General features: G+C 43.4%; 12 protein-coding genes and 1 pseudogene. 8 read left to right on the top strand and 5 right to left on the bottom strand.

What is annotated here, in order from left to right; translation table 11 throughout:
* The first annotated feature begins 68 nt into the window (after window positions 1-68).
* From C3420_RS08835 to C3420_RS08820, 4 genes are all read left to right on the top strand, one after another.
* Window positions 69-1,079, top strand: coding sequence for an AraC family transcriptional regulator (locus tag C3420_RS08835; protein ID WP_004814497.1), 1,011 nt, complete (start codon window positions 69-71; stop codon window positions 1,077-1,079).
* 221 nt (window positions 1,080-1,300) lie between these two features.
* Entirely contained in the window at window positions 1,301-2,506 is a 1,206-nt protein-coding gene (locus C3420_RS08830) for an acetyl-CoA C-acetyltransferase (protein WP_004891565.1), read from the top strand.
* A 10-nt stretch (window positions 2,507-2,516) separates the two neighbouring features.
* Window positions 2,517-4,649: a 3-hydroxyacyl-CoA dehydrogenase NAD-binding domain-containing protein gene (locus tag C3420_RS08825; protein ID WP_004891563.1), complete on the top strand. Its 2,133-nt coding sequence runs from the start codon at window positions 2,517-2,519 to the stop codon at window positions 4,647-4,649.
* Between the two features lie 154 nt (window positions 4,650-4,803).
* Window positions 4,804-5,145 (top strand): hypothetical protein, encoded by a 342-nt coding sequence (locus C3420_RS08820; protein ID WP_103800545.1) that lies wholly within the window; start codon window positions 4,804-4,806, stop codon window positions 5,143-5,145.
* 60 nt (window positions 5,146-5,205) lie between these two features.
* Here the strand turns inward: C3420_RS08820 and C3420_RS08815 are convergent, their stop codons facing one another.
* On the bottom strand, window positions 5,206-5,637 hold the full coding sequence (locus tag C3420_RS08815) for a GNAT family N-acetyltransferase (RefSeq protein WP_004891559.1): 432 nt from the start codon (window positions 5,635-5,637) through the stop codon (window positions 5,206-5,208).
* Window positions 5,631-6,851: a class I SAM-dependent methyltransferase gene (locus tag C3420_RS08810; protein ID WP_103800544.1), complete on the bottom strand. Its 1,221-nt coding sequence runs from the start codon at window positions 6,849-6,851 to the stop codon at window positions 5,631-5,633. The genes C3420_RS08815 and C3420_RS08810 overlap by 7 nt, the downstream gene beginning before the upstream one ends.
* Before the next feature lie 101 nt (window positions 6,852-6,952).
* Here C3420_RS08810 and trhA point away from each other — a divergent pair, with 101 nt between their 5' ends.
* The 3 genes from trhA to C3420_RS08795 all read left to right on the top strand — a co-directional run bounded on the left by trhA (window position 6,953) and on the right by C3420_RS08795 (window position 9,631).
* Window positions 6,953-7,597 (top strand): PAQR family membrane homeostasis protein TrhA, encoded by a 645-nt coding sequence (trhA, locus tag C3420_RS08805; protein ID WP_004814489.1) that lies wholly within the window; start codon window positions 6,953-6,955, stop codon window positions 7,595-7,597.
* Window positions 7,598-7,739: 142 nt separating this feature from the next.
* Entirely contained in the window at window positions 7,740-9,047 is a 1,308-nt protein-coding gene (locus C3420_RS08800; protein ID WP_004891555.1) for an MFS transporter, read from the top strand.
* 143 nt (window positions 9,048-9,190) lie between these two features.
* On the top strand, window positions 9,191-9,631 hold the full coding sequence (locus C3420_RS08795; RefSeq protein WP_004891552.1) for a hypothetical protein: 441 nt from the start codon (window positions 9,191-9,193) through the stop codon (window positions 9,629-9,631).
* Between the two features lie 22 nt (window positions 9,632-9,653).
* On the opposite strand, the gene C3420_RS08790 is transcribed toward C3420_RS08795, so the two are convergent.
* Entirely contained in the window at window positions 9,654-10,664 is a 1,011-nt protein-coding gene (locus C3420_RS08790; protein WP_004891549.1) for a metallophosphoesterase, read from the bottom strand.
* 101 nt (window positions 10,665-10,765) lie between these two features.
* On the opposite strand from C3420_RS08790, the gene C3420_RS08785 reads away from it, so the two are divergent.
* Window positions 10,766-12,400 carry a phospholipase D family protein gene (locus C3420_RS08785; protein ID WP_372510698.1) on the top strand — a complete coding sequence of 545 codons (1,635 nt, stop codon included), beginning with the start codon at window positions 10,766-10,768 and terminating at the stop codon, window positions 12,398-12,400.
* An 83-nt stretch (window positions 12,401-12,483) separates the two neighbouring features.
* On the opposite strand, the gene C3420_RS08780 is transcribed toward C3420_RS08785, so the two are convergent.
* Both C3420_RS08780 and C3420_RS08775 read right to left on the bottom strand, forming a co-directional pair.
* Window positions 12,484-14,427: a hypothetical protein gene (locus C3420_RS08780; protein WP_103800559.1), complete on the bottom strand. Its 1,944-nt coding sequence runs from the start codon at window positions 14,425-14,427 to the stop codon at window positions 12,484-12,486.
* 39 nt (window positions 14,428-14,466) lie between these two features.
* Window positions 14,467-14,672, bottom strand: a pseudogene (locus C3420_RS08775) (IS5/IS1182 family transposase); the annotation flags it as partial.

The raw sequence follows: 14,672 nt of genomic DNA, 5'->3' as shown, positions 1-14,672 counted from the left end.
ATTGATTTATTATTTGTTGTCAATTAGGTCAAGCATTAGTGAACATCAAAGAGACTGAAGGATTAAACATGAGTCGCGATACGATCAGTATCCATTTCGTTAACGCTGCACTCTACGGCGTGAAGCGTCTCGGCATGGACGTCGATACGTTATTGTCTCATGTTGGTATTGAAGCTGAACTTCTGCATCAGCCTAAGGCCCGTATCTCGCCAGAACAATATACCCGTTTTATTAAAATGCTGTGGATGGTGACACAGGACGAGCATGTCGGCTTTGACAAACAGCCTCGCCGTCTGGGCACATTTGCAATCATGTGTCAGCTGATCATCCATGCTAAAACTTTAGGTGATGCGCTGGAACTTTCTTCCCAGTTCTACAAGCTGTTTGGCGATGACTGGGCGGTGACACTGGAACGTGACAAGCATGAAGCACGTTTAGTCCCTCAAATTCCGAAAGAGATGGACCCGGATCATTTCATCACTGAAAGCATGCTAATGATCTGGCATGGTCTGGCTTCGTGGTTGATTGAACGCCGCCTTCCATTGGAACGTGTACATTTCAGCTATCCACGTCCAAATCATGCGGATGAGTATGACGCATTATTTTTTGCACCCGTGATGCAGTTTGACGCGCCACGTACTGAAATTACTTTTGCAGCGGATTATCTCGATTTACCCATCCGTCAGAATGAAGAAACCTTGGAAGAGTTCCTGAAAGCTGCACCTGCTCAACTGTTGGTAAAATTCAAAAATACCAACTCTCTAACCTCCCGTATTCGTGATGTACTGAAGAGCCAGATCGGCGAAGAAATGCCGACGCTGAATGATGTCGCTTCCATGCTATATCTATCTCCACAAACTTTACGTCGTCGTCTGGCTGCTGAAGGCAAGAGTTATCAAGGCGTTAAAGATGCACTGCGTCGAGATGCTGCCATCCACCTCTTGTTAAATCCAGATTTAACCCTGGAAGATGTCGCGCAGCAAGTTGGTTTTAGTGAAACCAGCACCTTCCATCGTGCTTTCAAAAAATGGACCGGTGTAACACCAGGTTTATATCGCCAATTACATGGTTACCATTAAGCCACATTCTCTTCATATTCAATATTAGCTCTTTTGCTAATCTCAGTTCATGCCCAAGCTCCAGACTTGGGCATTTTTTCGTCTGATCTTTTTCTTGAATCATCGCCATTGACCAGATTGCTCAAATGACCTGGTCCGTTCTCGTCATTGCGCTTAGTTAAAGAATCATTACACTCAAAATGATTAGAACAAATCTTATTCATTCAAAAAAGGGAAATTGTATGAGCGAGGCCTATATCATCGATGCCATTCGCACACCACGTGGCAAGGGAAAAAAGGATGGATCCTTGTATGAAGTCAAACCGATCAGTTTACTCACTACCCTGCTCAATGAACTGAAAGAGCGTCATTCCTTAGATACCTCCAAGGTTGATGACATTGTCTTGGGCTGTGTCACTCCGATTGGTGACCAAGGTGCTGATATTGCCAAAACTGCAGCAATTGCAGCGGGTTGGGATAACGATGTGGCTGGTGTACAGATTAACCGTTTCTGCGCTTCTGGTCTGGAAGCAGTCAATATGGCCGCACAAAAAGTCCGTTCAGGTTGGGAGGATTTAGTGGTTGCGGGTGGAGTCGAATCCATGTCCCGCGTACCGATGGGTTCGGATGGCGGCCCTTGGGCGCTCGATCCTGAAACCAATATGGCTTGTGATTTTATTCCACAAGGCATTGGTGCCGACCTGATCGCGACCATTGATGGTTATAGCCGTGATGATGTAGATAGTTTTGCAGAACAGTCCCAGAAAAAAGCGGCAACAGCTCAGGCCAGTGGTCATTTTGATAAATCGATTGTGCCAGTTAAAGATAAAGCTGGTGTGGTGATTCTGGATAAAGATGAGTTCATTAAACCCAATACGACAATTGAAACACTCAGCAAACTCAACCCAAGCTTTGCCACCATGGGACAGATGGGCTTTGATGCAATTGCCCTGCAAAAATATCCAGAAGTCGGTACAGTCAATCATGTGCACCATGCGGGAAATTCTTCTGGCATCGTGGATGGTGCTGCCTTGGTCCTGCTTGCTTCAGAACAGGCTGTTAAAGAGCAGAACCTGAAACCGCGTGCCAAAGTCTTGTCAACGGCTCTGGTGGGCGCTGATCCAACCATTATGCTCACCGGCCCTGCCCCGGCTGCACGTAAAGCTTTGGCTAAAGCTGGTCTCAGCATTGATGATATTGACCTGTTTGAGGTCAATGAAGCCTTCGCCGCAGTCGTTATGCGCTTTATTAAAGAACTCAACGTTGATCCAGCCAAAGTCAATGTTAACGGTGGCGCCATTGCCATGGGACATCCACTGGGTGCAACCGGTGCCATGATTCTCGGTACTTTGTTAGATGAGCTGGAACGCCAGGGTAAAAAACGTGGATTAGCAACTTTATGCGTCGGTGGCGGCATGGGTATTGCCACTATTATTGAACTGGTTTAAGGAGAGAACCATGAGCGCCATTCAATTTGAAAAAACAGCGGACAATATTGTTGTTCTGACTTTTGACTCTCCAAACCAGTCTGCTAACACCATGAATGCCGACTTTCGCACTGCACTTAGCGAAGTTGTCGATAGGCTTAAAGTAGATGATGAAATTTCCGGAATTATTTTCCGTTCAGCCAAAAAGACTTTTTTCGCTGGCGGTGATCTGGATGAACTGATTCAAGCTACACCAGAACATGCCACTGAATTCTTCAACATGATTGAAGAGATGAAAGTACAGCTGCGCTATATCGAAACCCGTGGTATTCCGGTGGTTGCAGCCTTGAACGGCACCGCTCTTGGCGGTGGCTGGGAAATTGCCCTGTGTGCCCACCACCGGATTGCCTTGAATGATCCAAAAAGCAAATTTGGTTTACCTGAAGTGACTTTAGGTCTGCTACCCGGTGGTGGCGGCATAGTCCGCACTGTTCGTTTGCTGGGTTTGCAAACCGCTCTTCCTTTATTGATGGAAGGTAAGCAGCTCGGTGTAGAAAAAGCTAAAGCATTGGGCTTGATTCATGACACGGCTGATAGCCCTGATGAGCTGCTGGAAAAAGCAGTTGTATGCATTAAAGCCCATCCTAAATCCGTACAACCTTTTGATGAAAAAGGCTACAAGATTCCAGGCGGCTCACCATCCACGCCAGCAGTGGCACAAATGCTGGCAATTGCTCCTGCGATGCTACGTGATAAAACCAAAGCTTGTTATCCAGCACCTGAAGCGATTATGTCTGCAGCAGTTGAAGGTGCGCAGGTCGATGTCGATACAGCCCTCCGTATTGAATCCCGTTATTTCACCTATCTGGCGACCGGTCAGATATCGAAAAACATGATCGGCACCTTCTGGCATGGCATGAACAGTATTAAATCCGGGGTTCATCGCCCAAAAGATTGTGCCAAATGGCAAGCCAAGAAAGTTGGGATTTTGGGTGCAGGGATGATGGGCGCTGGAATTGCTTATGTCACCGCCAGCAGAGGTATTCAGGTCGTTCTAAAAGATATCTCGATCGAAGCTGCTGAAAAAGGCAAAGCCTATAGCCAGAAACTGCTGGACAAGAAAGTCAGTCAAGGTCGACTTACAGCTGGACAGCGCGAACAGATTTTAAATCTGATTCATCCCACTGCAAACACAGAAGATTTGACGGGCTGTGACCTGATCATCGAAGCGGTCTTTGAAAATCAGGAACTGAAAGCTCAGGTGATTCAGGAAGCAGAACAATATCTGGCTGCCGACGGCGTAATGGCATCAAATACTTCGACCTTACCAATTAGCAATCTGGCACAGGCAAGTAAGGATCAAGATAAATTTATCGGTCTGCATTTCTTTAGTCCGGTGGATAAAATGCAGCTGGTAGAAATCATCAGGGGGCAAAATACCTTAGACGAAACCCTCGCCAAAGCTTTTGATTTCGTGCAGCAGATCGGCAAGTTGCCAATCGTCGTGAATGACAGTCGTGGTTTCTTTACTAGCCGTGTCTTTGGTACTTTTGTACAAGAAGGTTTGCGTCTGCTGTCAGAAGGTGTGCATCCAGCACGTATTGAAATGGCTGCTTTAAAAGCTGGTATGCCCGTTGGTCCATTGGCAGTTCAGGATGAAGTGTCCTTAACCCTGACCGAGCATGTTAGCAATGAAACGCGCAAGGTACTTCAGGCAGAAGGTAAAGAACGTCAGGCCTCACCTGCCGATGCAGTCATTCAAACCATGATTCACCAGTTTAATCGCAAAGGAAAGGCAGCTGGCGCGGGCTTTTATGACTATCCTGAAGGTGGGAAAAAACAACTCTGGTCAGGCCTCAGTCACTGGAATAAAAATACCGAGATTTCTGAGCAGGAGATGATTGAACGCTTCCTGTTTGTACAGGCACTGGATACCGTACGTTGCCTGGAAGAAGGCGTGTTGCAGTCAACTGCAGAAGGAAATATTGGCTCGATCTTTGGCATTGGCTTCCCTGCCTGGACCGGTGGTGCAGTGCAGTATTTAAATCAGTATGGACTGGCGAAGGCCTTGGCACGTGCCAATGTACTGGAAAAAAAATATGGTGAACGCTTTAAAGCACCGGCACTGTTAAAAAATAAGGTTTCTGCTGCTGAAACTTTCTAATCTAATTCGCACAGAATAAAGAGGAGCGTTCAGCTCCTCTTTTTATAAGTCTACTGAAAAAATGATCATATTTTACAGTGCAAATCCAGTCTGCTTTTCAGCCAATCTATGTTATAAAGTAACATAGATTCTATATCCTCTTTGGGTTCATACCATGTCTGATCAAAATACTCCTGAAAATTCGCCTTGGGGTTGGAGAGCACTGATTATCTTCTGCATAATTGGTGGTATATTCATGTTTATCTTCTGGTTAGCTGTCAGCAATGAACCGGACTACATGCCAAGCCAGCAGAAGAAACAGGATACCCAGCAACACGCATTTAAAAATGCCCCAACCATGTCAGAAGAAGCCATTGCCAAAGCTCAGGCAGATCGTGAAGCACGTGCAGCAGCTCAACAAGGTACTGAACCGCAATCAACAGCTGCTGAAGAACAGCATATGTCAGCAGATGAACATGCCCATATGGATACCGAACATGGTGCACATGGTCATTAAGATCTTACGATAAAAAAAGCGAGGTTCATGCCTCGCTTTTTTATATCTGAAAATGAATCTTTAAAGTTGTAAATACATATCGATATGTGGAATTCCACAGTCTAGATATTCATCACCCTGTAGCTGAAAACCCAAAACCTGATAAAAGCCGATAGCGTGGACTTGAGAGGAAAGTTTGATAAACTGCCGTCCTTCAGCGCATGCATAGTCAATCACTGCCTGCATTAACTGCTGACCGATCTTGAAACCACGCGCTGATTTCAGTACTGCAACACGACCGATACTATTACTTGTTAATAGTCGGGCTGTGGCAACCGGTTGATCATGCAGATAAGCCACAAAATGGGTGCACAGCTTATCTTCTGCATCCCATTCATCTTCCGATGCAATATGCTGTTCCTGAATAAACACAGCTTCGCGAATCAGTCTGGCTGCGGCAGCCAGCTCGGCCCAAGTGCCTGCAACAATTTTTAGCTCAGCATGATTTAGCATTTACAACCAATCCCCTGTTGATCCCATTCATCCTTGAGCAATAATTCAAGGGAGTGTTTCTGAATCCCATACATCTCTTTCAAAGCCTGAATCTGATTCAGCACGTCCTGATCCGGTTCCTGATCGTCCTTGCGCTTCACCGCCAGAATCATTTTGTTTTTACTGGTATGCTCAAGCGCAACAAATTCGAATACTTTAGTTTCATAACCATAGGCTTTCAGCAACAAGGCACGAATAGTATCTGTCAGCATTTCTGCCTGCTGGCCCGCATGAATCCCGAATTGCAGCATTGGACTCAAAACTTTTGGCGCCTGTAACTGTGGGCGTAGTTCCTTGTGACAACATGGGGCACACATGATGATCTGCGCATTCAGACGAATGCCGGTATGAATGGCAAAATCCGTGGCCACATCACAAGCATGTAAGGCAATCATCACATCCAGATGCTCAGGCTCATAGGTGCGCACATCACCCTGGAAGAAATCGAGCTGGTTAAACTGGGATTGGTCTGCCACCTTCTGACAAAACTCGACCATTTTCGGATTCAGTTCTACACCCGTCACCCACGGTGTCTGTCCATGCTTTTGCATATAGTCATACAAGGCACAAGTCAGATAGCCCTTACCTGAACCAAAATCTACTACCTGCAGACCTTCCTGAGAGGCTTTAATCTGCGAAAGCGCATTCGAGAAAATTTCCACAAACTTGTTAATCTGTTTCCACTTGCGCGCCATGCTCGGAATGACCTGACCTTGCTGATCAGTAATGCCGAGATGCTGCAGAAACACACTGTCCTGATCCACATAACGCTGCTTGACCCGGTCATGGCCCTGTTCAGCAGTTTTGGATTTAACGACAGGTTGAGTTTTGCTGCGGGTCAGCATGATTTTTTTCTTGTTTTTTTTCAGCTGCAATTCTTCGGCTGTAGTGATCAGATTGGCCTGCTTGCAACAGGCTAGTAATTCAGTGACCTGAGACAAAGCCTCAGTTAAAGGATAATTTTTAGTGACGTCCTGGGTTTTATATCTGTACAGACAACTCAGTACTTTTTGCTCATTCAGCCAAATGACGCGCAAAGTCATTTTCTCCAGTTGTTCCAGTTCGCCCTTATACTGACTTAAAATCAGGCGATCAAATTGATCTGTTTCAATGGCTTGCTGGAAAGTATCCAGAAATTGCTGTTCTTGAACCGAGAAAGAAGCCAAAATGGACATAAAAGAAACCTGAAATGAATTGCCATTAAAGTGTAAATGTTCTTACCCTAAAAGCAAAATTGAATTACTATACATTTGTATATTTAAGAAGAATGATAACTATGTCAAATGCACCATTGCTTCAGGATTATGATGCTGTCGAAGAGCGCATCAACTACATCAGTCACGGTGTAGGTGCTGCCTTGTCAGTAATTGCCGGTATTTTACTGGTGATTAAAGGCTCTTATCTTAGTACGGGTCAATGGATTGGCTTATGGGTTTATGCACTGAGCATGATTGTACTTTTTTCTGCATCCATGCTGTATCACATGGCCACAACTGCAGACCGACGTTATTTCTATAAAAAAATTGACCATACTGCGATCTATTATCTGATTGCCGGTACTTATACCCCCTTTCTGGCAATTGCCATTCCAACGGCCAAAGCCCAGTATTTGTTGATTGCTTTATGGATCATTGCTGTCCTTGGAACACTATTCAAGTTCATTTTCATTCATCGTTTTCAGAAACTTTCCCTGTTTGCTTATCTCGCAATGGGCTGGCTTGCACTGTTAGTTATTGATGATATGCAAAAATATTTATCAGTACAATCTTTAACCTTTCTCATCATTGGGGGACTTGCTTATACGGTGGGTGCATTGTTTTATGCATTAAAAAGAGTAAGATATACGCACGCTATCTGGCACATTTTTGTATTGATAGGCGCAGGATCACATTTTCTGTCTATCTATCTTTACGTGATTTAATCCTCTCATTCTCCATTTCAGTGACCCTGAGCGAGTTGAATTGAGAAGATTGCAGTTGTTTTTTTAAGAAATTACGCCTTTTTTAAAAAGATTACGCTTTTAAAACTAAGTTCTTTTATTTTTAGTAAGTGTAAGGTCATTCATGGCGTCGTCAAATTCTGCTGCTCAGCCAGCACAAAACTCAAAATTCCGCGTTTTAACAGCGAGTTTAGTAGGCACTACAATCGAGTTCTTCGATTTCTATATTTATGCCACTGCCGCTGTCATTATTTTCCCTTATTTGTTCTTCCCGGCAAGTACAGACCCAATGACCGCAACGATCCAGTCACTTGCGACTTTCGCAATTGCCTTTATTGCGCGTCCGATCGGTGCGGCATTGTTTGGTCACCTCGGCGACAGAATTGGTCGTAAAGCTACTCTGGTCGCTGCCTTGCTGACCATGGGACTGTCTACTGTAGCGATTGGCCTACTGCCAACTTATGCTCAAATTGGTATTGTAGCGCCTTTGCTTTTGGCATTATGCCGTTTAGGTCAGGGCCTTGGTCTGGGTGGTGAATGGTCAGGTGCGGTCTTACTTGCAACTGAAAATGCACCTGAAGGTAAACGTGCCTGGTATGGTATGTTCCCGCAACTGGGTGCACCAATTGGCTTTATCCTGGCAACTGGCTCATTCTTGACGCTCGGTGCATTGATGTCTGAAGCTGACTTCATGGCTTGGGGCTGGCGTATTCCATTCATTTCAAGTGCGCTTCTTGTTATTGTAGGTCTTTGGATTCGTTTAAAACTACATGAAACACCTGCATTCCAGAACGTTTTGGACAAGCAAAAAGAAGTAAACGTACCTTTTGTTCAAGTATTTAAAAAACATTCTAAAATGTTAGTACTGGGTACAATTGCAGCTATCTGTACCTTTGTTGTATTTTACTTAACAACTGTCTTTGCGCTGCAATGGGGTACTAAGCAGCTAGGCTATTCACGTGAAGAATTTCTTCAGTTGCAATTAGTTGCAACGCTATGCTTTGCTGCATTCATTCCATTATCTGCTGTATTCGCAGAAAAGTTCGGTCGTAAAGCGACTTCAATCGGTGTATGTATCGTTTCTGCGATCTTCGGTATCTTCTTTGCCGACATGCTTGAATCAGGCAGTACAGTTATCGTATTCCTGTTCCTGTGTATCGGACTTGCGATCATGGGCTTAACTTATGGCCCAATTGGTACCGTATTGTCTGAAATCTTCCCGACTTCAGTACGTTATACAGGTTCCGCTTTGACCTTCAACTTGGCAGGCATCTTCGGTGCATCTTTTGCGCCTTTAATCGCAACCAAGCTGGCAACACAATATGGTTTATCTGCCGTGGGTTATTACCTGACAGCAGCCTCTATCCTGTCACTGTTGGCATTCCTGCTGATTCGTGAAACCAAGAATGATGATGTAAACAATCAGATCTAATTCTAGGATTACCCTCTAAAAAGCCAGTGTGAATGCACTGGCTTTTTTATTTCCGAAATTTGGTGTGCAACAAAAAACTGCTATTTCTCCTCCTCTATTTACGGAACAATACAGAAACGGATTCATAACGAAAAGGATAAGATATGCAGGATCCAATCGAATATTTGACCGAAGACCAGCTGGTTCATATTGTGGTCTTACTGGAAGAAGATAAGAAAACCGAAGCCATCCAATATATTGTTCAACATACGCCATTAGACCAACAGCAGGCGCTTGAAGTGATTGCCGCGATCGTGATGGAGCATGATGCTGCCTTACAGGTACAGACACAAGGCGCAAGATTTAGTGATGATGTCACCATTAATCCACAGCTGAAGACTGAAGCGCTAACCGACTCTATTGCAGTCTCCATCCCTGCAAGTGCTACACAAGATCATGCTACCCGCCCACCCATTCCAGAGTCGACCCAAGAGTTACAGGAAAAAGTCGCTGAACCGGTCACTGCAAAAAATGGACCGCATCTGATCTGGATCATTGCAGGTATTATTCTTCTGATTCTGCTAATTATCTGGATGGTTGGCTAGATACTGAAATCCGCCAAATCATTTATATCAACTCAATGATATCGATGGTGGGTGGTACACGAAAACGGAAAGGTACACCCACCAGACCTGTTCCGACAGTGACAAATACATCGGCATGTTCATGTCGATATAAGCCGCGCTTATGTCCGAGAATTGACACCCGTTTCATCACATAGTCCGTCAACCACGGTAATTCCACTTGCCCGCCATGCGTATGTCCAGAAAGCATCAATGGCCGGCTTGGCAATTTCGGCACCATGTCTACCGTATCCGGGTTATGTGACAGGATCACCCAGGGCTTATCTTGCGGCAACTCTGGCAAGAACCGCATATCCGCTTTACCCGCCCAGAGATCACCAATACCCACCAGGCGAAATTCATCAAATTCAACAATTTGCCCTTCAATATCTATAACATTATTGCTTACTAGAGCAGTATGTAATAACTCTTGAATGGGCGGTCCCGGGTACTGCTCATCATGGTTACCATTCACAGAATATACCGGTGCCTGAATTTCCTGCAGAATGGCGAGTTCTTGGGTCAGGGTATCTTCCGGTTCATAGGTCCAGTCACCTGCGACCACTACCAAATCAGGCTGCTGCTGATTTAATTTATGTACAATTTGTTTTAGCTGACGTTCATGACCAGAAAATAAACCAATATGCAAATCCGCAATTAAAGCAATACGAACAGGTTGCCGCATTTTTTTATCAGTATTAATCTGATAACGAGTAGTCTTGATCTGGATTAAATGCGGCTCAATAAAACGTGCATAACACAGTACCCCACTGAGCAGACAGATAAATACTGCCTCATGAATGGAATAATATCCATTAAAACCGCCATAAATACTAAAGAAAAATAAAGGAATCAGTAGATAAGATAGATAATAAGCGAGCAGATGGGTAAAGGCTTTAAAGGGATGAATCGTCTGGGTATGTGACTGACTGATCCACGCCTGCGATATACACCACAGCGCCAAAATCGCCATTCCGATATAGAAATATAAGATCACGGAATCGATATTCCCCATAATTTCGCCTTGTCCAGTTCTTTAGTACATTCTCTGCTCTGTATTTATCTTTTCACAGCTGGCAATTATACTCAAACCTAATTTATCACGCTTAGATTCATATGACGAATGCTCCCCGCTCCAAGGCTGACCAGCCCATGGTCACTTCCCGACGTAATACTCCATATAAATCTGCTGTTTTACTGGGTTTGAGCCTTGTTCTGGGGATCCCTGCCTGCAGCACGCTTCCTCCGCAGGTAGAACGACCTTCACATACTGCCTTTGAAACTGATACTTCACAGACTTCCCTGGCTAAAATTGTTCAACCTTTACGTGATCAATATCTAGGTTTGACTGGATATCATGTTCTCTATGATCCACTTGAAGCACTTGCAGCCCGTATGCAACTGATTCATAAGGCCGAGCAGACTTTAGATCTGCAATATTATATTTGGGACAATGACCGGATTGGCGCACTGGCCTTAAATGGCATTATTCAGGCCGCCGACCGTGGAGTAAAGGTCCGCCTCCTGATTGATGACAACAATGCCAAGAAGATGGAAGGCATTTATCTGGCATTGGATCAGCATCAAAATATCGATGTTCGCTTATATAATCCCTATCGCTTCCGCCAGCATCGTGCCATGGATATGGTACTGGATTTGAAACGTATCAATCGTCGTATGCACAACAAGAGCTTTATTGCAGATAATCAGATTGCCTTGATTGGCGGACGTAATATGAGTAATCAGTATTACAATGTAAGTGATGCCTATCAATTTTCCGATGTAGATGTGTTGCTGGTTGGTGCTGCCTCAGATGAGATTATCCATTCCTTTGATGAATACTGGAATGATGACTATGCCTATCCAGTGCGGAATATTGTTAATCCACGTCACCATAGCCTACGCTTTGAAAGCCTTAAACAGCAGCTAAAAGCACATCAGGATGACCCACGAGTACAAAACTACCTCGACTTAGCTAACAGGTCTAAGGCTTTTGATAAATGGCTTGATCATAATATCCAGCTGGATTGGGTTGAAGCAGAAGTAGTCAAAGACCCGCCTACCAAGATCAAGTCCAAGGCAAAAAAAGAAGAACACCTGAATTTCCAGTTGTTACAGCATCTGGAAAAACCTGAACAAAGTGTAGATATTGTCTCTGCTTATTTTGTACCAGAAAAAGAAGGTGCAGAACGGCTCAAAAGTCTGGCTCAAAAAGATATAAAGATTCGAGTACTCACCAATTCTTATAAAGCCAATGACGTTCCTGTTGTGCATGCTTTTTATTCTAAGTACCGTAAAGATTTACTGGAACATGATGTACAGTTGTACGAATTTCTAGCGGCGCCAGATGCAGCAAACCTGAATGCCAATACCAAGGAAATTGCTGACAAGGCTAAAGTGAGCTTGAAAGGTCTGAGTCGTTCCAGTTTACACGCAAAACTGATGGCCTTAGATGAGAAACAGGTATTTATTGGTTCTTTTAACTTTGACCCGCGTTCAGCCTATCTAAATACAGAGATTGGTGTATTACTCAATAGCCCTTCCTTAGCACAAGCTGTGCATAAAACCATGGATCAGAACTTAAGTAAATATGCTTATAAGCTGGTATTAGATGCCAATCAGAATATCAACTGGAAGATCCAGCAACCGAATGGTGAAATTAAAACTTTGACCAAAGAACCGAAAATGAAATGGCATCAAAAAGCCCTATTAAAGTTTGTGTCTTGGCTTCCGCTTGAAGGGTTCATGTAACAACATGGCCCGTCTGGAAAAATAGCTGAACCAAATAATAAAAAACCAGTCGATGCGACTGGTTTTTTATTGAATTTTTTATATTAGGATTTCGCTTTTACTTTATAGCATTCAGCAGCGGTCAGGCTAACTGTACCTCCTGCAAGTTTGGATAATCTCTTAACACTTTCATCAGAAGGATTCTGTTTACCATAAACTTGGCTAAAGCTAGCAAAGCTATTTGCCCATTTTACCGTATTCCCTTCAGAGTCTGTCAAACTGATCGTCGGTTTAGGAGTATTCGTACCGTCACCTGTTACTCTCACATTAAATAAATCAGTCAAATTCACTAATGCTCCCCCTACCACTATGGATTCGGAAGAACCATCAGTTGAGGTCTTGATGGTGGAATTCATACCAATGAGAGCACCGTTCAAATCGCCTAATTCCTCATTAGCGAAAACCATACGAATAGAAAGTGTATTGTCTGTTTTCTTTCTCACAGCTGCAGGTACAAAGGCACGTGAAACGGTTCCAATACGATATTGTTGTACTGTTTCTACCGCATCCGTATCCTCAGAATCCTCGACCAAATAGGTTGTTTGCATTGTAGATGGATTGTATTCAGCACTACATTCATCAACTTTTGCTGTAGCAGGTTTAATATTCGTACGAATATCACCATTTTCATCAATCACAATGCCCAAATTAATTATTCTGTTTGAATCATTTGTTAAGGTAAATTTTAAATTTCCATAAAGCGGGAAAAAATAATTTTCTTGATTTCTTACATTATTTTGAGTCGTGAAAACCCTTCGGTCCAAATGTGTGATTGGATAGATTTTATAAAGATCCATCGTACCAGCAAAATTCAGTGTTCCCCCGGTTTGCTGCCACAGACCTAGCTCACGTTTTTCACTCTCATTTAAGTTATAACTCACACTCTTACCGGTCAAAACCTTATAAAAACGCTCTTTACCAGCAATCATATAATCATTATATAAGCGACCTTGTTCAATCTTGAGTTTCTCGGTAGTAGAGTCACCTACTCTGAATAGATAACCTGGTGTATTGGTAATTTGTTTTGTTTCCGGGTCAATCCATGAATTTTGGGCATCAGCAGTCATTTGTACAGGTTTAATACTACGAATTAAATGAGCATTCAGTCCACCTATCGTGGTGAAATCACCAGGATTCTGGGTTGTGCTTTCTATTTTGCCTTTCCACTGTAAGCCACTGCCGAAAGTCATCCCCTGACGGTCAGTCATCAATATAAAATGACCCAAGATATGTGTCAGGTCAGTATCTGTTAGCGAGCATTCTCGGTTAAGATTACTGCATCCTACTAACCCTTCTGAACCGGTAACATAACTACCTAAGGATTCAGTAGAAAACAGGGAAAATTCTGGCTGATAAACAGCAGCATTTGAAATATTTAATAATGCTTGAAGTACCTGTTCGGCCTGTTCTTTAGTAATCGTTGTTGGTCCCAACCATTTTTTCAGTAAGGCATCAAAATCCTGATCAGATAAAGTCTTGATTTTTTCAACAGTAATATCTTCATCTAATTGATCAAGTCCAGCTCGAATATCTTCATTTATCGCAACAGGATAGATTTCCGTTGCTGATCGTAATTGATCAGTATTTAAACCCATGGCTTGAATTAACTGGACTAAGCGAATAGCAATATCATATTGAGACAGATCACCTGCTGAGTTGGTGTTACGGATGCCCTCAGCGATATCCAATAAATTCATACGTGGATAATGAGATTTAGATGTAACATTACCAATCCTATTCATTGAGAATGAACCCAGATCTACACGTCTTTCATCTTTACCTAGAATATAGAAAGTAATTGACTGGCCTACTTTACAGGCACCTGTTGCCACACCCTTATCTACATCATATGTGGTGACAAATGTTTGCTTTGTATCATCACCACAATGGAAATCTAAAGTTTGCAATGGATAATCTAAAGCAAATTCAATACAACCCGAATTTGTGCCAATACAGGCCCCATTGACTGTACTACGGCTTTGTTGCACAAAGATTTGAAATGCAAAGCGCCCCTAATTGAGCCAAATTTAAGGCGTAACTTGGGTAAGTGGGCGACCTAATTCCGTAAATCTGTTAAGGACTGCTACACGTGCATGGATCTCATTCACTTGGCTACCAAAACTCCTTGCGCTGAGTTTATCTCCTAATAATTTAATGCAGTGCATCTTAGTTTCAACCAAACTTCGCCGATGATAGCCTGACCATTTTTTCCATAGTGTCCTGCCTAAACGTT

Source organism: Acinetobacter sp. ACNIH3 (genome assembly GCF_002918965.1).
GTDB classification, from domain to species: domain Bacteria; phylum Pseudomonadota; class Gammaproteobacteria; order Pseudomonadales; family Moraxellaceae; genus Acinetobacter; species Acinetobacter schindleri.
This window is presented reverse-complemented; position numbering and strand designations above follow the sequence as displayed.

Bases quoted from the DNA above. Each gene is read 5' to 3' on its own strand.
- C3420_RS08800 (WP_004891555.1), top strand. From the start codon at position 7,740: ATGGCGTCGTCAAATTCTGCTGCTCAGCCAGCACAAAACTCAAAATTC.
- C3420_RS08795 (WP_004891552.1), top strand. From the start codon at position 9,191: ATGCAGGATCCAATCGAATATTTGACCGAAGACCAGCTGGTTCATATT.
- C3420_RS08790 (WP_004891549.1), bottom strand. From the start codon at position 10,664: ATGGGGAATATCGATTCCGTGATCTTATATTTCTATATCGGAATGGCG.
- C3420_RS08815 (WP_004891559.1), bottom strand. From the start codon at position 5,637: ATGCTAAATCATGCTGAGCTAAAAATTGTTGCAGGCACTTGGGCCGAG.
- trhA (WP_004814489.1), top strand. From the start codon at position 6,953: ATGTCAAATGCACCATTGCTTCAGGATTATGATGCTGTCGAAGAGCGC.
- C3420_RS08810 (WP_103800544.1), bottom strand. From the start codon at position 6,851: ATGTCCATTTTGGCTTCTTTCTCGGTTCAAGAACAGCAATTTCTGGAT.
- C3420_RS08835 (WP_004814497.1), top strand. From the start codon at position 69: ATGAGTCGCGATACGATCAGTATCCATTTCGTTAACGCTGCACTCTAC.
- C3420_RS08820 (WP_103800545.1), top strand. From the start codon at position 4,804: ATGTCTGATCAAAATACTCCTGAAAATTCGCCTTGGGGTTGGAGAGCA.
- C3420_RS08785 (WP_372510698.1), top strand. From the start codon at position 10,766: ATGACGAATGCTCCCCGCTCCAAGGCTGACCAGCCCATGGTCACTTCC.
- C3420_RS08830 (WP_004891565.1), top strand. From the start codon at position 1,301: ATGAGCGAGGCCTATATCATCGATGCCATTCGCACACCACGTGGCAAG.
- C3420_RS08825 (WP_004891563.1), top strand. From the start codon at position 2,517: ATGAGCGCCATTCAATTTGAAAAAACAGCGGACAATATTGTTGTTCTG.